Below are 21,250 nucleotides of genomic sequence, written 5' to 3'. Positions count from 1 at the left end.
AGCGAGCAAAGAACTATGAAGCATTACATTTGGGCTTTACTATGGGCGGCAGTCATACTTGTGCTATGCAGCCTGCCTTCAGCAGCTACCGATAGCGTCCCGAAATTTCCGGGGATTGATAAACTGGTACACGCTGGTTTCTTCTTTGTATTCACGGTATTGCTTTACTATGGCGCAATCAGGAGGTCTGGCACATCAGCCCCTTCGTGGGGTATATCGATTAAAGTCATCGTGTTTTCCTCTTTGTTCGCGCTATTTACCGAATACTTGCAATGGAAAATATTCACCTACCGATCAGCCGAAGCATGGGATCTCTTCGCAGACGCTGTCGGCACGGGTATGGGCGTGTTTGCATACCTTCTTTTGCACAACACTTACGGTGTCAATGCCAACACCAACGAGCATATCAGAAAATGAAGGGTATCAGCTATCGAATTATCCAGCTTATCATGAGCCTGGTACTTGTCGTTTCGCTATCCGCTTGCGGGATTTTCCGCAAGGGATGCAAATGCCCGCCAGTCCATCGCAGCGCCAAAGCGCCGATCTATAGTCCGGCACTACAAGGCTTTGGCAATGGTGACGGCACTCACCTTCGCCGCTCCGCCCACCATTAATGCGTTGGCACAGGCTTCCAGTGTAGCGCCCGTTGTCAATACATCATCCACCAATAGAACGTGTTTACCAGCCACGGCATCAGCATTCCGCACTTCCAATGTTTCCCGCATATTTTCATACCGCTCATAGCGGTTCTTATGCGTTTGACTTTCCGTGGCTTTGGTACGCACCATACACCGGTCTGCTACCGGGCATCCCATTGAATGAGAGAGTCCCTCGGCAAAAAAAATGCTTTGGTTGTAACCCCGTTCCCGTAGCCTTTTCGGATGAAGCGGAACCGGTACAATAACAGCTGCCTGATTGAACGGTGCTGTCTTCCGGAGCAGCTCACCATACCTCGAGCCGATGAGCACGCCTATTTCAGGCCGTCCCTTATACTTAAAATGATGGATAATCTGTTTTACGCGAGAAGAATCCCGAAAATACCAGTAAGAAGCAACAGCTTCCAGGTGAATCCGCCCCCAAAGGTGCTTGGCACCACTGTTCCGTGCATCTTCGTGCGCGTGCGTATAGGGCAAGTGGTACCAACAGGTTGTACAGATTAGTCGCTCGCCGTACACCAGCGGTGTATCACACCCCACACAGGTCTGCGGGAAAAAAAGTGCGGCCAAATCGTTTAGATACCGTTTGACGAGCATAGTGGATCAAGTTGCCGATTCTACTGTTTCCTTAATGGCCAACTGCCCGCATGCCGCATCAATATCTTTTCCCCGGCTTCTGCGGATATTGGTAATGATTCCCTTTTGCCGGAGGAAATCGGCGAATTGTTCAATTTTATCTTCCTGGGCGTTCTCAAAATCAGCAAAAGCGATGGGGTTGTACTCAATGATATTTACCTTGCAGGGCAGATGTTTGCAAAATGCGACCAGCTCCTGCGCATCGGTAAGCTCATCATTGAATCCATTGAACACGATGTATTCATAGGTAACCGCGTTTTTGGTTTTTGCATAGTAATATTTCAGTGCATCAGCCAGCGCGCGCAGTGAATTTTGCTCGTTGATGGGCATGATTTCATTGCGTTTGCGGTCATTGGCCGCGTGCAATGACAATGCCAGGTTAAACCGGACTTGATCATCGCCCAGTTTTTTGATCATCTTGGCTATGCCTGCCGTGGACACTGTGATGCGTTTAGATGCCATATTCAATCCATCGGCGGCCGTAATACGCGCTATCGAGGCCAATACATTGGCATAATTAAGCAGCGGTTCCCCCATTCCCATGTAAACGATATTCGTAAGGGGCACGCCATAATTTTCCTGAGCTTGTTTTCCAATGAGCACTACCTGATCATATATCTCATCGGCCTGCAGGTTCCGTTTGCGATCCATATAACCCGTGGCGCAAAACTTGCAGGTAAGGCTGCAGCCCACCTGCGAACTCACGCAAGCGGTCATGCGATCGGGCGCCGGGATCAGTACCCCCTCAATGATGTTATCATCATGGAGCACAAAACTGCTTTTTATGGTGTTATCCGCGCTACGCTGTGCCCGCCGCACCTTCACGGCATTGATGACAAAAGTTTGCTTAAGGGCATCCCGCAAAGGCTTGCTGAGATTACTCATTTCATCAAAATCCGTGCACGATTTTTGCCAAATCCACTCATAGATTTGCTTAGCCCGAAACGCTTGTTGACCCATTGCGACCATATGATCACGTAGTTGTTCAAGCGTCAGCTTCCGAATGTCAATTTTCGACTTAACTGCAAACACGCCACAAAGATACACCTTTTTTTCAAAGGTATTTTCCTTAAGTATTTGGTTAAACACCAAAAAAAACACATATTTGCAATTGTGTGTTCTTCTAATTAAACCTAGCCTGAATGACGCTATATGTATTTACCGGTATCAACGTTACGTCCATGTGTCGCGCTGCTTATGAACAGCAATACTTCCCTTTAATTAACAACCAAACATGAAACCAATACGATTATGAATACTTTTTTTTCGGCAGATTATGTATTGCCGAGTACTGGAAAAGCCATCAAGGATGGAATTGTTGAGATTTCAGAGGATGGCATCATTCGCGGTATCTACACCCCCGATAACCCGATGGTTTCCGGCAAAGCCATCGCCAAACATCACGGCATTATCACACCCGGATTTGTAAACGCACATTGCCACCTTGAGCTTTCCCATATGAAAGGTGTCATTCCTAAACACACAGGATTGATCCCGTTTCTGCAACAGGTTATGTCACTGCGGACTACCGACGAGCTGCAAATCACAAACGCCATGAAAGCAGCAGACAAACAGCTTTATGATAATGGTATTGTGGCGGTAGGGGACCATGCGAACACCAGCGTATCAGCGGCCGTGAAAGCAGCAAGCAAGATATACTATCATACTTTTGTAGAGGTTCTGGGATTCGAACCTGAGTTGGCCAGCCAAAAGTTAACTGCCGCCATCGGCATCGCTAACGAATTTGGCAACGAATCTCCGTCCATCACTGCACATGCACCTTATTCCGTCTCAAAAGAGCTTTTTAAACTACTAAACGAAGAATCCTTTCAGCGGAAAAAGCCACTCAGCATACATAATCAAGAAAGCGAAGCCGAAAACCAATTGTTCCGATACAAGACCGGTCAATTCCTCGATTTTTACAAGGCTTTAGGCAAGGACATCACCGATTTCAAAGCACAGGCAAGAAATTCCCTGCAAACGTTCATGCCCTACTTATCGCTTGACACCCCTGTGTTGCTTGTGCATAATACCTATACATCGTCCAAGGATATTTTCTTCATCGAGCGCCAAGGCAGAAATGTCACTTGGTGCTTCTGCCCTAACGCCAACCTGTACATCGAGGGCATCCTGCCAAAACTAAAAAACTTTATTCATTATCGTCACGACATCACCTTGGGAACGGACAGCCTGGCCTCCAATGATCGACTGTGTATTTTATCCGAACTCAAAACCGTTCATCAGCATTTCCCGGACCTCTCCCTTACCGAAACCATCAAATGGGCTACCATCAATGGAGCACGTTTCCTTGGCATCGCCGATAAGTATGGATCGCTTGAAACAGGCAAGTCTCCCGGGCTAAACTTGTTGACGCACACCCAGGGATTAGCACTTACGCCAGATACGGAGGTAGTCAGACTAGTTTAGGTTCGAAGGGAGTTGGTACCGGCGTTACGGATAGTAGCTTAACAGCCAAAACGCCAGCCCCAGCACTGTGCCTAATACCATGCCTACCACGACCTCTTTCCATACATGACGTTTGAGGTGTATCCTTGACCACGCTAATAAGGGTGAAAACAACAAGAAAAGGACCCCGCCCATCCAATTGAAATAGAGGATCAAAAAGCCCAGGAATGCATGAAAAGCGAGGTGCATTGACGCCTTTATTCGCCGATTTACCACCTGGGCTGTCAACAGCAACAACAAGGCACACAAAACCGCAAGTCTTAATGTCCTATCTTGATTGGTTGCCCAGATAATGATGGTAACTACAAACAGCAATATCGTCGTAGCGACAAACCATTTCTGCCGCTGGGCTTGGTCAGAAACATCCAGGTTAGTATACTTACCATTGCGCACCCCCCAGATCGTTCTCACGCCGATCGGCAGGAAAATGCCACCGATAATCAATAAGGAGAGGTAAATGGCCTGTTGTGTCGATTCAACGCTAAAGAGTAAAAAAACAACAAACAGCGGAACGGTCAGAAACGGATGACCAATTGTGGAGATGAATTTTGCTATCGTTGTCTTCAAGCGTATACCATTGGATAAAAGATACTGAATTATACCAAGGTATATGTCCTTACCAGTAATACAGCATTCCCCTGCGAAGTTAACCAAACTTTCGGACGTAGGCAATGTAACTTTCCCATTTGATAAATTTTGAGAAACCAACACTATCCAGGTATCGATTCCTGTGAAGAGGTCGAAGTTTTACCAGAGGCCAAAAAAATTAACATTTTGTTTATTGCCATATTTCTAAAAACTTTGCATCTTTATCAACTTATCTACCATTTGCTTATGAAACATAGAATAGCTACCACAGAAGCTTAACGAAGCATCGACATTCCTAACGATTACAACACAGATACTAATATCCGCCTTTTGAGGTAAGGATATGGTTGCTCTAAGGCTAAATCTACTCCCAAAAACTGAGTCAACGTTGCCTATGAAAAACAAACTATTACTACTATTACCCGTATTTATTTCCATCTATTTTACTCCTGCCCTTGCCCAGCAGAAGATAAAAGACCATACATCCCGCGGCGCGGTATTACCCACTAAAGACGCATTGCTGGAGTTGGAAAGTACAAACAAAGGATTGCTGCATGCCCGTGTGCAATTAATCCGCACGGATGATGCTGCTCCGTTGTCGCAGCATCGTGCCGGCATGATGGTATACAATACGGCCACTGGTAACGATGTGGTGCCCGGCATCTACTACAACAATGGTAACCGCTGGATACTGGTTGCCGGAGGAAGCGTCACACCGATTAACTACAATCCAGATACGTATGAGCTGACTTATATAGACGTAAAAGGCGACACACAGGTCATCAATTTGGAAGAAGTAGTGCAAGCGGTGGAGACAGTGACGGTGCTGGGTTACGATGCGTCTGGCCATCAGCTGACCTACCAAGACGAGAGTGGTTTAACGCACGTTTTGGATTTGAATGTCGGAACTTTAGCTTTTGATGACCAAACTAATGTGCTTGCTTACACCAATGAGGACGGTACTACCACGAATATCCCACTGAATAATACTTCACTTTCGTACGACCCTTCGCTAGGCATATTGAGATACGTCAACACATTAGGTCAGCTTCAAGAATTCAATCTCTCAGATGTTGTCGATCAGTTAGAGACGGTAACCGCACTGTCCTACAATTCCGATACGCACGTACTTACTTATATCGATGAAAATAGTGCTACGCACGCTTTCAACCTTGATGTTGGGCGGCTGGCATACGATAACGCGACGAATACGCTCAATTACACCGACGAGGAGGGAACACCGAGTCCCCTGCCACTGAACAACACGGGGCTGGAATACGACACCGACAACAGCCAGCTGGTCTACACAAACACCCTCGGACTTGAGGAACGGATTGACCTTGCGGCCATCGTGGCCGAGGAGGAGACCCTGACCGTCATGGATTACAACGTCACTACCCACCTGCTCACTTACCAGGACGAGGACGGGGGCACCCAGAGCGTCGACCTGAGCGCATACCTTGACGATACCGATGACCAGGCGATATCCCTCGCTGGCAATACCCTGACCCTGGAAGACGGCGGAACGGTCGACCTGAGTCCATACCTTGACAACACCGACGACCAGCAGGTCACAGACTTCTCCATCACCGGCAACACCCTGACCCTCACCCTGGAGGACGGGGGCACCCAGAGCGTCGACCTGAGCGCATACCTTGACGATACCGATGACCAGGCGATATCCCTCGCTGGCAATACCCTGACCCTGGAAGACGGCGGAACGGTCGACCTGAGTCCATACCTTGACAACACCGACGACCAGCAGGTCACAGACTTCTCCATCACCGGCAACACCCTGACCCTCACCCTGGAGGACGGGGGCACCCAGAGCGTCGACCTGAGCGCATACCTGACCGAAGCTTCAAACGGATTACATATTGAAACAGTAAACCCAGCTACAGAAGGACACGTAAAACTTGGCGGAACACTCACCGAGCCTACCGCCATTCAAACTGATTTCACAAATACCCTCGCCATCACCGGCTTGGAATATTCAAGAGCATCAGACGACAAAATCGTCGTGGCCGATGCCACAACCGGCGAGCTCAAAGCATTAAAGGCCACGATGCCGAAATTCTTCTACATGCCTTCCATCATTATCCCAACAGCGCCGGACCAACTAGAAAATCCGGCAACTTTTGGCACGATAGATTTGTATGAGCAGTATCAAGGTCAATTTGGCACCCCTAGGGTTTCGAATCCGGGAGCAACAATACCTCTTCCTGTACTACCACGCGTCGAGTTAGATTATCATGTTACTTGGTTTGACGAAAATGTTTTTGAGAATGTAAACGTAAGCGATCTTGGTATATTGACATATGCGGTTAAAACCAATGCCGACGTTACCATTGGTTCATTCATGAATATTGTGTTTGCTGTAAAACCTTAAAAATTAATGTGGCATTTATACCTTAGAATTTCCATCGGATTCTGCTGCTTTTTAACCGTCTTGCCGGGGTTGAAGGCGCAACCGTGCTTCCCTGGAAAAATTACCACGGCTGCTTATGCCCAAGGGGGCACAAGTTCCTATAAAGATCAAGTGCTTTGGTTGACCTGGGGCTCTAATAACGATGTCGACTATCCATACGGACGACATAACATACCATTGGAAAATGGGGACGCTTCATATGCTTCAATCGATATTGGCGGGGGAAAATATTTATGTATTCAAGCTATGATAAGCAACTTATCGGGTTCGATAAGCAGCTACGCACCAGGCAATTACAGCGGCGACTCAATGGACGACATGTACAATATTGGTGGAACAGGAACCGACAATCAGCTTGTCAATGGAATCCAAAACGGAGTTTACGGGGGAACAGTGAGTTTTAAGGTCACTTGCGAGGCGACATTAGATGGTCAACCGGTAAGACTTGCTGGTTTGGTTCTTGGTGATGGTGAATCCTTGGATGGCGATGGCGAATATTTTCATGTGACCGCTGACGGTAAATGGACAATCGTAGAATTACAGAAAAATATAGATGAGGGACCTTACCAAATCCTCAAATCTAACGTTAATGAAGCCGGGATTATCAAACAAAATATCCGCTTTGTCAAAGGAAACGACAGAAACACAGCCGCAGTATCATTCTTAACTTTTGACGGAACAGCCTATGGTACATTTTCGGATAATTACGAAGTATCTTTCGACGTCACATTAAAAGGCACTGGTATAACTGCCCTTGTGCTAGGTCTGATAACCATAAATGCAGATAGCGGTGATGCCCCGGAAAGTTATGGCGCGCCTTTACACCTTTTTGAGGGCACAATTCTTACTGACGATGGGATTGACGTAGATGACATTATCGATCTAAACACCGAAGATTATGAGGAAGGTGCTTTGATACAATCCCCATCCAACTTCCTTGGCACCACGGGACCCGATGCAGACAATGGCCCCCAATTTAGCGAAGATGCACTCGGCGACGACAATAATCCGGACGGACCATCAACCGAGGAGGACGCTTGGCCAGTAGAGCACAAACGTTGGTCATATAACGCCACGTACAAACCGGGAAAAATGTTAAGCATCGACATCCCTTACAATGGTTTAGCAGATGCGCACATCGTTGGATGGATCGATTTCAATTGGAACGGGGAATTTGAGGAAAGCGAGCGCGCCAAAGCAGTCGCGTCAGCTGGCACCAACTCTGCAACCCTCACATGGATAATTCCCGAAGACCGCATTGCAAAAAGCACTTATGTACGGCTACGTTATGCCGTCAACGAAGATGAAATCCTATCCCCAACAACAGTTGCTTCCGGCGGCGAAGTGGAGGATCATTTCATTTATATACTAGGTCCTGCAACAACTAATCCCATGCTACCTTCAAAAGTGAAGCAGCCAACAAAATCGCAGTAGCAACCGAATACTAAAATGAGCCGTGCCTATCGATATATCGTTTGCTGTTTGGTGACTTTCCTCACAAAAGATATGTTATACGCCCAAACCGGCGCCGGCAGCTCCACTGCCGATAATTCAACTGTTATTATTGCGCCTGAAACCGTAGAACTCCGCTTTGCCGAAACCAGCTATTTCGGCCCGAATGCGCATTGGGAGATTAACGGCACGCTCGAAATCTGGAGCCGAAACATCTGGATCGCGCCCACGGCCACTTTTACGGGTACGGGCAAAATCATTATCCACAATCCGGGTACTAACCCGTTTTACGAAAATGCGCCATCAGGTCCTACGCAAATCGATGGCAACAATGGCCAGCCCATTGGTGTCGCCATTGAATTACGAAACCCCGGTAACCTCTTACTAGCCGATCTCGTCGATCCAGGTTATGACAGCGAATTACCTGCACACGCCCCAAAAGCAGCGGCCTTACACCTCAACGGGGAATTTAAGTTTGCCATAGACAGCGGTGATTTGTTGCTCAACGGCCATGATCTATATATCGGCCCCGAAGGAAGTCTGCTCGGCTACAGCCGCGACCGCATGGTGGTGACGGGCAATAGCACAACAGCCCATATTGCGAAAACCTACACTACCGCACTTCCTTTTACGTTTCCGGTCGGCATCGCCGAGGGCGATTATACACCGGCCACCTTGTCTCCGGCCAACACTGTTACGCTCTACGTAGGGGTGCAGGATTACGTGGCATCCGATACGCTGATCACCGAGCGAGAGGCCGAAGCTGGCGTGGATCGCATGTGGCATATCTATGCGGATGAAGCCGTGTATACGGCCTATACCCTACAACACAATAGTGTAACCAATGGCAGCGCCTATGTCGACGAGCGTGCGCAAATCGTCCAATATGCGGGCAGCGGCAATTGGATGGGGGGTAATACAGAACGAATTGCCCAAGGTGTACATGCCCGGGATTGGGTGACGGCGGCTACGGCATCCGCCAATGACAGCTGGCTGACGAAATTGATATCAGGCAGTCGCGGACCGCAGGCAACAGATGATGAAGGTGAGGGCCCGTCCGGTCGACGGCTTACCGTAATGGTACTCGAAAATGACTTGCCGGGCAAGAGTCCGATTATTGTGGGCCGTGTGCGTGTGGTGGTGCAACCGAAAAATGGATCAGTCTTCGTCAATAGCGACGGCAGCATCACCTACAGGTCCACCCCGGGATTCGTTGGCGACGATACGTTTGTGTATGAAATCATCGATGAAAATGGATCGAAAGATTTCGCTACCGTTCGCATGGTTGTGCGATTGGCCGAACTGCTCATCCCGAATGCCGTTACACCCAATAGTGACGGCAAAAACGACTTGTTCGTCATCCAGGGATTAGAAAATTATGATAATGCTGATCTGACTATCTTCAACCGCTGGGGCAATGAAGTATACCGTAGCCGCAGTTACCAGCAAAATTGGGACGGTGCCGGGGTAAGTGATGGGACGTACTACTATAGACTGTTGTTGAAAAAGGATGGGATGGAAACCATCCGTAAGGGCTGGGTGCTGGTAAAGCGCCAATAAAAAGACACGACTACCATGAAAAGAATATTCAAAAGCTTGGTACTGTTGCTCTGTTTGGGTATGATGAGTGGTGCACGGGCCCAGCAAAACGTCCAGTTTACGCAATATGTATTTAACTCGATGAGCGTAAATCCCGCATATGCAGGCTACAAGGAAGAGTTGTTTGCCCAGCTTGGCCTCCGGAGCCAATGGGTGGATTTGGAGGGTGCCCCTCAAACGGGGTTGCTTTCAATAGATGGGTTGCTCGACCTATATGGTGCACGGCGGCATGGCGGCGGTGTGCAGATTATGGCCGATCAACTCGGCCCACAGACCGCCACTTCAGCCTACCTCAACTATGCTTACCGACTCCGTCTGGACCGCGAGGACACCCAACGGCTTAGCTTTGGTGTAGGTGCTGGATTGACACAATATAGCTTGGATGGCACAATGATTACCGTGCTCGACGATGGTGACAACGTGCTTCCCACAGGCAAGATCAGTAATTTCGTGCCGGATATCCGTTTCGGAATCTATTACCACAACGCCAGGTGGTATGCCGGCGCTTCCATCATGGATCTGCTCTCAGGAACTAGCGCCGACAATCTTTTCCGATGGGACCAAACCACCGTGGATCGCATCAGGCGTAAACGGCACTTATATCTTATCGGCGGAATGTTGGTAGATGTCAACGAGTCGCTGAAACTACGCCCCAGCTTATTATACAAAGATGATTTCCTCGGCCCCTCCAGCCTAGACATCAATGTAATGGCCATCTTCAGCGATCGATTGTGGTTGGGGGGAGGAATCCGCACCGGAGTTTCCGCATTCCGCAGGGACTACCGGCGCTTTACGGGTGATCGACTGAGTGGCATGAACGCGGTTTCTTTCGTCATGCAGATTTTCGCGACCGACCGGCTCCGTATCGGATATTCGTATGATTATATGTTAAGCCGCCTAAATGGGTTGCAAAACGGCTCACATGAAATGACATTGGGCGTTACATTGGGAAGACCGCTCGACCGGATTAAATGTTACTTTTAGTGACCCATACTACGTAGGGCTACATACATCGTATCAATGGCCGCAGGCTGTAGCATGCGCGTCAGCGGCACAGGCCTATTCAAGGGAAACGAATAGGCTGTATCCGGGGCCAGCACCCTTCTCAGGATATTCCGATAGCTGAATTGCTCGTGACCGCCAAATGGGCTTTGAAAAGCCGCTGTTAACGTATTGAGCACCGAAGCTGGCCGATAGCGGATTGCATCTTTAGCCGCATCCATATTCGTATTTACGATATTGATGCATATAAACCTAACTGCATAGGATGTATCCTGTTTGGCTTCGACATGCCGCCGCAACGTTTCATAGATTTCCAACGTGGTAGCCGTGCCTGAATTCTCATAGATACCGCCATCGATCAATCGGCCTGCACCATCCAGGTAGTTATATGCATTGATAACGGGGAAAGCCTGGCTTTGGTTTACGCAGGTAATCAATGGGATACCGTAGGTTGTATTATGCCGCTTAAACAACCCATAGAGATCAGTGCCCAAACTGAAACTCGGCAAATCCACAGGAGCAAACACACCGCGTTCTCCCGTTTCCACTACTGCACTATTGATAAAGAAAAGAGGCATTCCCGTACCGATAGTCCCCAGCTCTTCGGCCACATAGGGTTCCAGGTAATCCCCTTTGAAAAACGCGTCAATTTCGTTGGCCTCCCGCATCGGGGTAGCGTCGGTATACCCTTTTACCTCCTCTTGTTGAAAGTAAAAGTTCCTGTCCTTCGGAAAGGCCGGCCTGGAGTCAAGCAGGCGGCCAAATACTTCGTGCCTGAACCCTTCGAAACCATCACCTATCAATGCTCCCCAAAACGAGCTGCTGAGATAGTTTTTGGCATAAATCGTCTTCATGCGAGGTACCACCGCATCCGCTTGCGGAGTTACCTTCAGGTACCGGTCTGCAAGATACATGGCCGCTCCGGAGGTAGACCCCGATACTGTGGATATGGAGAACACCCGATCCGAGAATCGAGTGGACGGGGTGCTTTCTAAACTATCCAGATAGTTCATCGCCATAAAGAACCAAACTGCAGCCCGCGAGCCACCTCCCTGCCCAGACACCAGGTACACATTCAGTGTATCACCTCTTTCTGGTTTACGACTTTCGGCCCATTTATCGAAATAGGCGGTCAACGTGGGTCTCATCGTGGCTGTATTGGTTTTGTCGGATTGCACGGCATCCTTGCGGATCCGATGCGAATTAATGGAATTGAAAAAAAACAGAAACACAAAACCCAATGCAATAAAACGTATCAAAGGCCGATACCAGATCCATGCTGCCTTCACCGGATGTCCATCGCTTACCGGATCGTACTTTGCTGGATCTCCGTTGTAAATTCGCGTGATATTCAACTGCGCCGTCACCAACACATCGGCTAGAAAAAGGTAAAGCGAGATGGCAATGATCAACACAAAAATGGGCGAGAAAAACCCGATTTCCACTGGCCAAGCACGTCCATTACTGGTTTGCAACAGTATTGCCACGATAATCATAAACGACAAAGACAGCACATGGGTGTACTTGCTTACGAAATACGATATGCTAACAACACGCACGTCCACATTTTCGGCGAATTTCATATAGGCATAATTCGCCAAGATACCCACAAAATTTGCTCCGATCACCAGCACGGAGAGCCCATCTGTACTGTCGCGCAACCAAGCTCCTAATACACCGATTGCCACAAGGAAAAGTAAGAATACCATACCCATGACTATCACATACCGGAGCGCCTTCGTCCGGTTGCCCGTTTTGGTTTCGGCTACATTGTCCCACAAACCCTGAAATATGGCGGGTACGCGCTTCCCCCGATACGCCCAATCCAGCAAGATCACAAGTGCTACCAATGTGATGATAGTAATTATCGCGATTATAGGCCTGTTGGGAAAAAGCGAATATACGGCAACGTATAAAAAAATCACCCAGGGCAAGCTTGCGAAATACCGTATCGGGAATTGCCCTTTTCCGGCTACATGATCTCCATTGTAGAGCCCAATTAGCCCGCCATATAACAACTGTGACTTGGCGTTCCGTCGTAAAACGAACTTCCAGATATCGATAGCCAATACCGGAATCACCCAATTGCTCAACGCCAATAGCGAAAACGATGCAATAAGTAAGGGAATGTTTAGGTAATTAGGTGTTCCTTTTTCGACTAAGCTTACAACAATATCTCGGCCCACCTGCACTTTCCATAAAATCACAGGAACCAGTAACGACAATAGGATGTAAAAGATATTAAGTTTGACCGTGCTATAAAGTTTCAGCAAGAAGTTATAGCGTCTATTTGTGCTCATCAGTAATCGTATTTTAAGGCCATTTTGAAAAAAACTGGCCGGTACATTTACCGACCAGTAGGAATAGCCCTGAGGGCCTCGCAAACCAACAATACTTTCTACTAGTGATGAAACCTGCTTGAACTACCACTTTCAAAAAGAAATATCAGGCAAATCTCATCCCGATTGAATCAATTTATTCCGATTGAAAAACCAAGATGAAGGTCGGTGGTAACTTGTTTAAAATCAATACCTAAAAATAGGTATTTTCATCCCATCACAGCGCGGTGTTTAGCAGCGTTTGCGGAATAGTAGTAATACAGCAGCTCAAGACCGCATGCTATACCAGATGGTTACTTGGATGCCATCATTTTTCCTTAAATAGCAAATAGCCACTGAAACTAAAACCGTAATCAGATCTGCTGCGGTTTGTGCGAAAGTTCCCATTCAGCTGCTCCAGCATCAATGCCACGGCAAATTGGCTGTTCTCTTTTTGCAAACGCATGCGGTCTGAAGGGTAGGAAAACTGATCTCCACCGTCAGCCCTTTTTGTCAATCTCCCGTCTTTATACGCCTGATAAATCTCATCGATCAACGGCACCAAACTAAATACGATCGTACTATCGTTATCCATTTCTATCGTTACCTCCCTGGTTTCTTGATCCAGTACAACTTCACACCGATGACTTCCGATCCTTACTTCCGCTGAGGCGGCTTGATACGATTCGACTCTATAACCATAATTGTACCCACTGATGGGCATTAATCCGTGGTCATCACGGGTGATGTAGAGATAACGCCCCATCCCTGCTCCTCCTGGAGATATGTTTAACAACGTGAAGATGGTATCACGCTTCAGGCTATTGATGCTATAACGGGACAGCTCCGCATGTTTCTCCGTAATTTCCTTATCGAGGACTCCAAGGTCTGTTTCCGTAAAATCCTGTAGCGATTGCAGCCCATGGGTATCCACCAGGTAGGAAACGATATTCGCTGCTTGGTCGGTGTCTTCAGTGGTTTCAACGCGTTGCATTTCAGCTAAGCGCGTCTGCTGGGACTGGCGCGATATGTTGGCGGCGCTCTGTGGGCCGAATGTACTCAATAGCGCAACTGCAAACAAACTCATCGGAATCAGCTTGATGTTGTCTTTTCGAAAGAGCAGCGAATAGCCACTAATGCCTGCTAACCACAATCCCAATACCAAAAGGATATGACGTTCTTCCGTAAACCCGTAATTGGCAACTCGTTTATAGATGGCAAATGCCAATAAGGCAAGGAGTGGAATTAAGGTAAGGTAAAAAAACTGCGAAAATAACCGTACCCAGCGATTCCCCGCATCGCTTTTGATGGGCCATACCAGTAGCAGCGAGAGGATACCGAATACGGCATAGCCCATGATCAGGGTAGCCACGATACCTTTTGGCAGCTCCCAATCAGCCAGAATCTTGATCTCATATATCAATAAAATCCCCAGATAAATGGTCATCAGCGGGATAAGCACATATTGCGTGAATATCTTCAGCCCTTTTGGATATTGCGCTCCTAGCGTTTCCCTATCAAATGCCGTCGGTACACCCGCCAAGAAAAACAGCGTGTTGAAGCCGATGGCAATCACCGCAAAAAGTTGGCTATAGATTTTTGAAGGCAGGTCGAGGTTAAAAAGCTCCTCCACAGCAAAAATGGCAATGGCCAACCCCACAAACAGCGTCAATGAATAGAGGGCGGCGGTGAGGAAGCGCAAGAAGATGCTTTTGTTGAAATGCCAAAAGTTATTGCTCCCGTTGTGCGTAATAAATGGAGCAAAAGCCACCAATTGGTGAAAGGCAAAAGCAAACAATCCAAACCGGACAACGTCCGTATGGTATTCAGACGGGTCCAACACGGTATACAATAATAAACAGAGCACCATAGCTGCTACCCTCAGCACCCACTTGCGGATAGGCGTATATGTTTTCGATTCCGCAAAAAGATCCACCGAAAGACCTAGCGTAAACAGCAGATTACAGGTAGCTAGTAATTGCCAAAGCTTGTTTTTCGTGGCATTACCAATGGCGGGCTCATCCAATAGGAAACAACACAATGCCGTAGCAAACACGACAGTAACAAACAGCGTCGGAAAGCGCTTGAATACAATTATTGCATTCTTATACAGGTTTCCAAGGGATGGTAATTTCATGCGGTGCAGCATACTAATCGATTACGAGAGCTAAGATAGGCATAACGTTCCTAATATTTTTTACCTTGACAACAGTTTCCCATGCAACATTTGTGAGCAGTTCACGACATAACAATGAATCACATAAGATAGATCACTTGCAGCCTACAGTGAAAAAAGACGAAACTGACTTGATTGCCTTATGTCGGCAAGGGCATGACATCGGCTTCACGGAGTTGTACAATAAATACGCCAGACCGGTATACAACTCCATCTGCCGCATCATTTCGCACACGGCCGAAGCGGAAGACATCTTGCAGGAGTCGTTTTACCACGCTTTTGCTGGTATCAACAACCTGCAGAACGCAACCAGTTTTGGGGCTTGGGTAAACCGGATTGCTCTCAATCGCTCCATCACCTATTTGCGGAAAAAGAAAGTCGTCTTTACCACCACCTACGAGTTCGATGTTGCCGATGACGAAGATTATGACGAGGATGAGGATCAATTGTTCGATTGCAAAGTAGACGATGTGCGGAATGCCATCGAGCAGCTACCGCAAGGGTACAAAACGATCCTGAACCTGTACCTCTTCGAAGACATTCCTCAAGAAGAAATCGGAAAAATGCTTGGTATCTCACACAGTACGGTACGCACACAGTACCATCGCGCCAAGAAAAAAGTAATGCTATCATTAAAGAATAAGACATCATGAATGATCCCATAAAGAAATATATAAAGCGAAATCGCGATGCGTTCGACCACCTCGAACCACCCACCGAAGTACTGCAACGGCTGAAAACCCAGCTTACGCCCGTTCGCCCGGTAAAGAAAAACATCTTTCAGCGATACCCACGTACGACTTGGTTGATCGCAGCCGCGTTGTTGGCCGGTGTGGCTTGTACATATGTCCTGCTTAATCATCGCTATGATGCGCCGCATCTCGAAAAACTAGACCTGGCTCAACGACCAATTTCCAAAGTGCCTATTACCGAGATTGTTCCTATCGAGAAACCCGTAGCAACACAGCTGGCACCTAAGATTGAAGAGCCGCAGGAAAGGACTCGCCATGTGAAACCGCAAGCCGAACCTAAGCCCTTGGCCACACGACTGGCCGATAGCACCTCGGCAAGCATCCGATTGGCTGCTATCCTGGAAATCGAACAGTCAGGCCGGATGGACGATCGACTCCGATTGATGCTGTCGAAAACGATGAATCATGACAACAATACCAACGTACGTCTAGCCGCATTGGACGTACTCAGTCGCCACTTGCAAGATCCACAAGTGGCCGACCTACTGGCCGAGTCCCTCACCAGTCAAGATGACCCTTTAGTGCAGCTCGGCATTGTTAAAATAGCGGCTCAGCTCAATCACGTAGGCATCGAAGAGGCTCTTTTTGCCGTCGCGCGCAATCCCTATACGTTCACAGCGGTCAAAGACGAAGCCTACGCCATCCTACTGCATCAAGAAAAATTATAACAGTCAATTAATGCATCAAAAAAATAAATGAACATGAAAAAGCAGACCATCACCCTCGCACTCTTCCTTTCCCTATGCTTATCCGCATGGGCGCAAAAGGAATACAAAATCATGAAACCGGCGGGCAAGCTGATCCTCAACCTTCACGGGGCGCTCATCGAAGGCTATGACGGCAATGAAATCATCTTTACAAGCCAACGTGCACCCGAAGAAGAAGACGAACGAGCTAAAGGGCTACAGGCACTCAGCAGCTCCGGCTTTATAGACAACACCGGGATGGGTATCAGCGTTACCGAAAAAGGGCAAGATGTGGAAGTAAACCTGATAGGCAACAATAAGCGTGGCGAGGCTTTGCGTATCCGCGTACCCAAGCAGGTAGCCCTGGTTTTCAACAACAACAAATCCATATTTACAGATACGCTCCATATCAAAAACATGCAGGGTGAAATTGAGGTATCCACTTCCTACAATAATGTCGTTTTGGAAACCAATAGTGGCCCGATGAACATTAAGACGGTCTATCGTGATGTGGAGGCGACTTTTGAAAATAACGTTAAAGGGCCGATATCCATCATTTCCGTATATGGCCACGTAGACGTTGCGCTGCCGGAAGCGACCAAAGCGAATCTGACATTGGGCACGAGCTACGGGAAACTCTACGCCGCCGAGGATTTTAATATCGCCATGACGCCAAAAGTAGAAGAAAAAAGCGATGAAGCATCGGCCGTTGAGGCAGCCCCGCCACGCTCGATAAGTGTAGGCGAAGGCCGTACCGCCATGGTCATACCTTCGGCTCCATCGGCTCCGGCTGCAGTATCCCTTGGTGGGCTGGAGGCTATTACGGTTACCGGCTTTAGCTACCGTAGCGGTGAGCAGGAAAGCATCGAGGGCACGATCAATGGTGGCGGCATCGACCTCATTCTCAAATCCACTTACAAAAATGTCTATTTACGGACCCCCTAATCAATAGCGAAGGGCGCTCTTGATTGGAGCGCCCTTCTGTTTTAGTTTTCCGCAACCGCTGATTAATAAGCCGCAATCGTGTGTTGGTTAATGGTCACTGCCAAATTTTCCGCCCGTTCGATAGACTGTGCAAAATACTGCTCCACTTCTTGTAACAACGGCTGCGTTTCAGCATTTATCAGCTTCGCGTTTTTCCGCTTGGCCCGTTCAAACCCCTTTGCTTCCTTATTCAGTTCGGTTTTCAACTGCGCTTGCAATACCGTCAGTTGCTTTAGTTCATAAGCTTCCCTGTCTGCATGGGCTTGCTCATACCTCGCTTCGATTTCAGCAATAGCACGTTTGCTATCTTCAACCCGAAGGTTTTTATCGATATCCGCCTGGTATACACTGATAAAATAGGCCTTGTCACGCTCCAATTCACCATGGTTTCCTCTCCCATTACGGATGCGTTCAGCCGCTTGGGCATATTGGTACCACAACACTTCCACATTACGTTGATGGAAGGCTACCTGTGACTTGAAGGCCTCGATGCGTTTTGCATGATCGGTTAACTCATTTCCCATTACATGGTCTACGCGGGCTTCCGTGTTGACGTTTGCAAGGGTACTTGCAGTGGTTGTTACTGCGAAAAGGGCACTTAATACTAGCGTTTTCATGATTTCTTAATTTCTTGATACTTTTCCTTCAATTTGTAACACATTGGCGTATCCCCTACTGGGCGTCCCCAGATCGGCTTGTTGCCGTTGTTGATACCAATGCATTACATTTCTATACCAAAAACACAAAACGCTGTTTTTCAATCATATAAAATTACAACCCTGATTCGTTACTGTTCGATAGCGAACATTCGACTGTCCGTAACCGGACAAAAAGAAGCAACCCGTGATATTGCTGTGCTTATCTAAAGACGTATCCCAACAGGTAATAAAGGATAATAAAAACGACTATTGTGCCGAAGCACCCGAAGCCAAGCTTTTTGGCACCCACCCTGCTAGCAGTGCTCTGAATAATTTGTTCATCGTCTATCGGTTCATGTACATTCGTTAGGCATATAACAAAAAATCGCATGCAAGGTTTTGGAAGGTGTTTTTACCTCAGTGCAGCATGTTCGCGTTCTTAGGCTTTTTTCTGCTCGCTTTCGGTTTCTCTTTAATTTTGATATACACGTGTTTTATTTTGGTCTTCTCCGTGCTCTTTTCTTCTACATCAAAATGCTGATCCAATGATTTAAACAAGGGAGTAAGTTTGGAAAAGCCATAAACACGGGGGTCGAAATCGGGCTTTCGTTTATTCAGCAGGCCTCCAATGGCTGCCAGCGGGGCCCATCCACCTTCATCCGCCACATCATTTACCGAAGCCTTGAGTAAATCTATCATTTCCCGGCCGATCGGTTCGTATTCCTGCATGGCTTGTCCCGCCGGTTTGATTGGTTTACCACCAATCGTATCTACTGTTTCAACAGGAATCTTTTCCTTCGGCAAAGGTTTAGTGGCTGTTTCCTTATCTAAAATCTCAATGTATATAAATTTATCGCAGGCAGCAATAAATGGCTTGGGTGTTTTCTTCTCGCCCACGCCGATTACCATTTTTCCAGACTCTCTCAGACGGATGGCCAGCCGGGTAAAGTCGCTATCGCTCGATACGATCGTAAACCCATCCACCTGCTGGCTGTGCAGGATGTCCATCGCGTCGATGATCAGTGCGGAATCGGACGAATTCTTACCAACCGTATAGCTATATTGCTGTATGGGGGTGATCGCATGGGTTAGCAACGGTTCCTTCCAGCCCGTCACGTGTGATTTGGTCCAATCCGCATAAATCCGTTTGATGGATGGGATACCGTATCGTTTCACTTCATCCAAAATGCTTTCAATCTTGGAACTCGAAACGTTATCCGCGTCGATCAACACCGCAAATTTTAAATCCTCTACTTCTTGAGCCATGATACGCGATCAATAAATTTATGGGGAAAGACGGTCAATGGGTGTTAATATCACTTTTCTGAATTCTACCTCAGCACCTTCGGCCTGCAGGGCGATTTGTCCTCGATTGGCCGTACAGTCAAAGCCGTCGTTTACCAGATCACCATTCACCCACACGCGGATGCTCCTATCCAATACCTCGATTTTCATGCGATTCCATTCGCCAAGTGGAGCCTCGGAGCCATCGGTAAGGTTCTTGATCCGGCGTTCTTTACCTTCGGAAGTCCCCCAGTCGGCTTTCGGTCCGCGACGTGCTTCCATATCAGGCACTTGAATATCCTCCCGGATGCACCAAAAATCGCCTGCATTTTCATGCATCATCTGTACTTCAACAGACTTCGGGAACATATCGTACAGGATACGCGGCGTAGAAGCATGCACCAGCACCCCGCAGTTGCCGGGTTTACCAGCAAAACGGTATTCGACTTCCAAACGATAATCCTTATATGAGCGGTCGGTGATGAGGTGACCATTCGGATCGCCCATGCTCACCAGCAAACCATTTCGCACCAAAAAAGGGCTGGTTACATCAGCCCCATTATCCATTGCTGGCACATCAATGTGCCAGCCGCTTAAGTCTTTACCATTAAACAAGCTTTCCGATTGGGAAAACCCAGGGATGCTCGACGCTAGGGCGACTGACAAAAACATGAAGGTTAAGGAATATTTCATCTATACAAACCTACCCAAACCACCGCTAATAAACAAATGCTTTTATACGGTCAACTGCAATCACTACCAGGTTATTCGCGATAGGCGAATAACCTGGTAGCAAATCAAGACCTTCTTTGATCAGAAGTCAAAGATATCGCCAAGAAAAGATTTCTTTTTCTTATGATACCTGGGGTCTCCCCGATAGTCGCGATCACGATAGTCATCATCATGGCCGCGATATTCCTGACGCTGGGGGGAACTTTGCCCTCTTTTGTCATCCTGTTCCAATAGTTTATCCAGCTCGCCTTTGTCGAGCCAGATGCCCCGGCATTGGGGGCAATAGTCTATTTCTACATTACTCCTAACGGTCATTAACAAGGTTACATTGCAATTCGGACAATTCATCGATTTCTTCTATTTAATAGATAAACACTAATATATTGACTACTGGTAATGAAATTTTAATGACAACCATTCGCTTCAACTCACCAAGTCGTTTTAGAAAACTATTGGTTGATGCGCTACAGGCATACTGCCTTGGGGTCTTACGAATCGTTGGTTGGAAAAGAAGAGCTGTCAGAAAGGTGTAAGCCTGAAAAGAAAGGCATAAATGGGGTGCCTTGGCCAGCTCCATGAGGCAAAATTCCTGGCCCCATCAATGGAATCGGTTATCCAAGAGACGACATAACCGGGCTGCAGCGCCCGAACATCCCCCTTTTTCACATTGCTATGGCGTAGCAGGCTTGCTACATCCAATCGCAGGTCTTCAACTGCCGTGTCCTGCTGTTTGAATCCACTGCGAATACCCGTTAATTTAGCGAATTGAGTACAGCAAATACTATCATGTACCACGCAGAGCACCAGCAGCGTGATGAATGGAATAAAAAACATGTAGGTCCTTCCGCTAGAC

The 21,250-nt window shown here is 47.6% G+C and carries 19 protein-coding genes; 9 read left to right on the top strand and 10 right to left on the bottom strand.

Going from position 1 to position 21,250, the window contains the following annotated elements; all coding sequences use genetic code 11:
• Nucleotides 1-15 precede the first annotated feature (15 nt).
• Complete coding sequence (locus IEV98_RS20820) at nucleotides 16-417, top strand: VanZ family protein (protein ID WP_188507961.1); 402 nt, start codon at nucleotides 16-18, stop codon at nucleotides 415-417.
• Between the two features lie 140 nt (nucleotides 418-557).
• On the opposite strand, the gene IEV98_RS20815 is transcribed toward IEV98_RS20820, so the two are convergent.
• Nucleotides 558-1,253, bottom strand: coding sequence for a ComF family protein (locus tag IEV98_RS20815; RefSeq protein WP_188507960.1), 696 nt, complete (start codon nucleotides 1,251-1,253; stop codon nucleotides 558-560).
• 6 nt (nucleotides 1,254-1,259) lie between these two features.
• Complete coding sequence (rlmN, locus tag IEV98_RS20810; protein ID WP_188508054.1) at nucleotides 1,260-2,324, bottom strand: dual-specificity RNA methyltransferase RlmN; 1,065 nt, start codon at nucleotides 2,322-2,324, stop codon at nucleotides 1,260-1,262.
• Nucleotides 2,325-2,543: 219 nt separating this feature from the next.
• On the opposite strand from rlmN, the gene IEV98_RS20805 reads away from it, so the two are divergent.
• On the top strand, nucleotides 2,544-3,719 hold the full coding sequence (locus tag IEV98_RS20805; protein ID WP_188507959.1) for an amidohydrolase family protein: 1,176 nt from the start codon (nucleotides 2,544-2,546) through the stop codon (nucleotides 3,717-3,719).
• A gap of 24 nt (nucleotides 3,720-3,743) precedes the next feature.
• Here IEV98_RS20805 and IEV98_RS20800 read toward each other — a convergent pair whose 3' ends face one another.
• A complete protein-coding gene (locus tag IEV98_RS20800) occupies nucleotides 3,744-4,325 on the bottom strand; it encodes a phosphatase PAP2 family protein (protein WP_188507958.1) in 582 nt (193 codons plus the stop codon).
• A 415-nt stretch (nucleotides 4,326-4,740) separates the two neighbouring features.
• Between IEV98_RS20800 and IEV98_RS20795 the strand changes: the two genes are divergently transcribed.
• The 4 genes from IEV98_RS20795 to IEV98_RS20780 all read left to right on the top strand — a co-directional run bounded on the left by IEV98_RS20795 (nucleotide 4,741) and on the right by IEV98_RS20780 (nucleotide 10,809).
• Nucleotides 4,741-6,735: a phage tail-like protein gene (locus tag IEV98_RS20795; RefSeq protein ID WP_188507957.1), complete on the top strand. Its 1,995-nt coding sequence runs from the start codon at nucleotides 4,741-4,743 to the stop codon at nucleotides 6,733-6,735.
• A 6-nt stretch (nucleotides 6,736-6,741) separates the two neighbouring features.
• Nucleotides 6,742-8,208, top strand: a complete 1,467-nt coding sequence (locus tag IEV98_RS20790) for a CshA/CshB family fibrillar adhesin-related protein (protein ID WP_188507956.1) — start codon at nucleotides 6,742-6,744, stop codon at nucleotides 8,206-8,208.
• Between the two features lie 72 nt (nucleotides 8,209-8,280).
• A complete protein-coding gene (locus IEV98_RS20785; RefSeq protein WP_188507955.1) occupies nucleotides 8,281-9,786 on the top strand; it encodes a T9SS type B sorting domain-containing protein in 1,506 nt (501 codons plus the stop codon).
• A gap of 15 nt (nucleotides 9,787-9,801) precedes the next feature.
• Nucleotides 9,802-10,809 (top strand): PorP/SprF family type IX secretion system membrane protein, encoded by a 1,008-nt coding sequence (locus IEV98_RS20780; RefSeq protein WP_188507954.1) that lies wholly within the window; start codon nucleotides 9,802-9,804, stop codon nucleotides 10,807-10,809.
• Here IEV98_RS20780 and IEV98_RS20775 read toward each other — a convergent pair.
• Nucleotides 10,806-13,127 carry a hypothetical protein gene (locus IEV98_RS20775; RefSeq protein ID WP_188507953.1) on the bottom strand — a complete coding sequence of 774 codons (2,322 nt, stop codon included), beginning with the start codon at nucleotides 13,125-13,127 and terminating at the stop codon, nucleotides 10,806-10,808. The genes IEV98_RS20780 and IEV98_RS20775 overlap by 4 nt on opposite strands.
• Before the next feature lie 346 nt (nucleotides 13,128-13,473).
• Entirely contained in the window at nucleotides 13,474-15,282 is a 1,809-nt protein-coding gene (locus IEV98_RS20770) for a DUF4153 domain-containing protein (protein ID WP_188507952.1), read from the bottom strand.
• A 149-nt stretch (nucleotides 15,283-15,431) separates the two neighbouring features.
• Between IEV98_RS20770 and IEV98_RS20765 the strand changes: the two genes are divergently transcribed.
• Genes IEV98_RS20765 through IEV98_RS20755 form a run of 3 tightly spaced genes read left to right on the top strand, consistent with a single transcriptional unit; the run spans nucleotide 15,432 to nucleotide 17,704 of the window.
• The gene (locus IEV98_RS20765; protein WP_188507951.1) at nucleotides 15,432-15,974 is read left to right on the top strand and encodes an RNA polymerase sigma factor; all 543 of its coding nucleotides are present in this window, start codon (nucleotides 15,432-15,434) and stop codon (nucleotides 15,972-15,974) included.
• A complete protein-coding gene (locus IEV98_RS20760; RefSeq protein ID WP_188507950.1) occupies nucleotides 15,971-16,741 on the top strand; it encodes a HEAT repeat domain-containing protein in 771 nt (256 codons plus the stop codon). The genes IEV98_RS20765 and IEV98_RS20760 overlap by 4 nt, the downstream gene beginning before the upstream one ends.
• A gap of 33 nt (nucleotides 16,742-16,774) precedes the next feature.
• Nucleotides 16,775-17,704 carry a DUF4097 family beta strand repeat-containing protein gene (locus IEV98_RS20755; RefSeq protein ID WP_188507949.1) on the top strand — a complete coding sequence of 310 codons (930 nt, stop codon included), beginning with the start codon at nucleotides 16,775-16,777 and terminating at the stop codon, nucleotides 17,702-17,704.
• A gap of 62 nt (nucleotides 17,705-17,766) precedes the next feature.
• On the opposite strand, the gene IEV98_RS20750 is transcribed toward IEV98_RS20755, so the two are convergent.
• From IEV98_RS20750 to IEV98_RS20730, 5 genes are all read right to left on the bottom strand, one after another.
• On the bottom strand, nucleotides 17,767-18,360 hold the full coding sequence (locus IEV98_RS20750; protein WP_188507948.1) for a hypothetical protein: 594 nt from the start codon (nucleotides 18,358-18,360) through the stop codon (nucleotides 17,767-17,769).
• Between the two features lie 438 nt (nucleotides 18,361-18,798).
• Nucleotides 18,799-19,647 (bottom strand): NYN domain-containing protein, encoded by an 849-nt coding sequence (locus tag IEV98_RS20745; protein ID WP_188507947.1) that lies wholly within the window; start codon nucleotides 19,645-19,647, stop codon nucleotides 18,799-18,801.
• Between the two features lie 18 nt (nucleotides 19,648-19,665).
• Nucleotides 19,666-20,358: a 3-keto-disaccharide hydrolase gene (locus IEV98_RS20740; protein WP_188507946.1), complete on the bottom strand. Its 693-nt coding sequence runs from the start codon at nucleotides 20,356-20,358 to the stop codon at nucleotides 19,666-19,668.
• Between the two features lie 120 nt (nucleotides 20,359-20,478).
• A complete protein-coding gene (locus tag IEV98_RS20735; RefSeq protein ID WP_229738885.1) occupies nucleotides 20,479-20,712 on the bottom strand; it encodes a TFIIB-type zinc ribbon-containing protein in 234 nt (77 codons plus the stop codon).
• 204 nt (nucleotides 20,713-20,916) lie between these two features.
• On the bottom strand, nucleotides 20,917-21,231 hold the full coding sequence (locus IEV98_RS20730) for a hypothetical protein (protein ID WP_229738884.1): 315 nt from the start codon (nucleotides 21,229-21,231) through the stop codon (nucleotides 20,917-20,919).
• Between the last annotated feature and the right edge of the window lie 19 nt (nucleotides 21,232-21,250).

The sequence above is a fragment of the Parapedobacter pyrenivorans genome (assembly GCF_014636865.1).
Lineage (GTDB): Bacteria > Bacteroidota > Bacteroidia > Sphingobacteriales > Sphingobacteriaceae > Parapedobacter > Parapedobacter pyrenivorans.
The sequence above is the reverse complement of the archived record's forward strand: the minus strand, read 5'-3'. Positions and strand labels throughout refer to the sequence as shown.

Excerpts from the sequence above, each read along its gene's own strand:
- IEV98_RS20820 (WP_188507961.1), top strand. The coding sequence starts at position 16 with ATGAAGCATTACATTTGGGCTTTACTATGGGCGGCAGTCATACTTGTG.
- IEV98_RS20815 (WP_188507960.1), bottom strand. The coding sequence starts at position 1,253 with ATGCTCGTCAAACGGTATCTAAACGATTTGGCCGCACTTTTTTTCCCG.
- IEV98_RS20805 (WP_188507959.1), top strand. The coding sequence starts at position 2,544 with ATGAATACTTTTTTTTCGGCAGATTATGTATTGCCGAGTACTGGAAAA.
- IEV98_RS20795 (WP_188507957.1), top strand. The coding sequence starts at position 4,741 with ATGAAAAACAAACTATTACTACTATTACCCGTATTTATTTCCATCTAT.
- IEV98_RS20790 (WP_188507956.1), top strand. The coding sequence starts at position 6,742 with ATGTGGCATTTATACCTTAGAATTTCCATCGGATTCTGCTGCTTTTTA.
- IEV98_RS20785 (WP_188507955.1), top strand. The coding sequence starts at position 8,281 with ATGTTATACGCCCAAACCGGCGCCGGCAGCTCCACTGCCGATAATTCA.
- IEV98_RS20780 (WP_188507954.1), top strand. The coding sequence starts at position 9,802 with ATGAAAAGAATATTCAAAAGCTTGGTACTGTTGCTCTGTTTGGGTATG.
- IEV98_RS20775 (WP_188507953.1), bottom strand. The coding sequence starts at position 13,127 with ATGAGCACAAATAGACGCTATAACTTCTTGCTGAAACTTTATAGCACG.
- IEV98_RS20770 (WP_188507952.1), bottom strand. The coding sequence starts at position 15,282 with ATGAAATTACCATCCCTTGGAAACCTGTATAAGAATGCAATAATTGTA.
- IEV98_RS20760 (WP_188507950.1), top strand. The coding sequence starts at position 15,971 with ATGAATGATCCCATAAAGAAATATATAAAGCGAAATCGCGATGCGTTC.
- IEV98_RS20755 (WP_188507949.1), top strand. The coding sequence starts at position 16,775 with ATGAAAAAGCAGACCATCACCCTCGCACTCTTCCTTTCCCTATGCTTA.
- IEV98_RS20750 (WP_188507948.1), bottom strand. The coding sequence starts at position 18,360 with ATGAAAACGCTAGTATTAAGTGCCCTTTTCGCAGTAACAACCACTGCA.
- IEV98_RS20745 (WP_188507947.1), bottom strand. The coding sequence starts at position 19,647 with ATGGCTCAAGAAGTAGAGGATTTAAAATTTGCGGTGTTGATCGACGCG.
- IEV98_RS20740 (WP_188507946.1), bottom strand. The coding sequence starts at position 20,358 with ATGAAATATTCCTTAACCTTCATGTTTTTGTCAGTCGCCCTAGCGTCG.
- IEV98_RS20735 (WP_229738885.1), bottom strand. The coding sequence starts at position 20,712 with ATGACCGTTAGGAGTAATGTAGAAATAGACTATTGCCCCCAATGCCGG.
- IEV98_RS20730 (WP_229738884.1), bottom strand. The coding sequence starts at position 21,231 with ATGTTTTTTATTCCATTCATCACGCTGCTGGTGCTCTGCGTGGTACAT.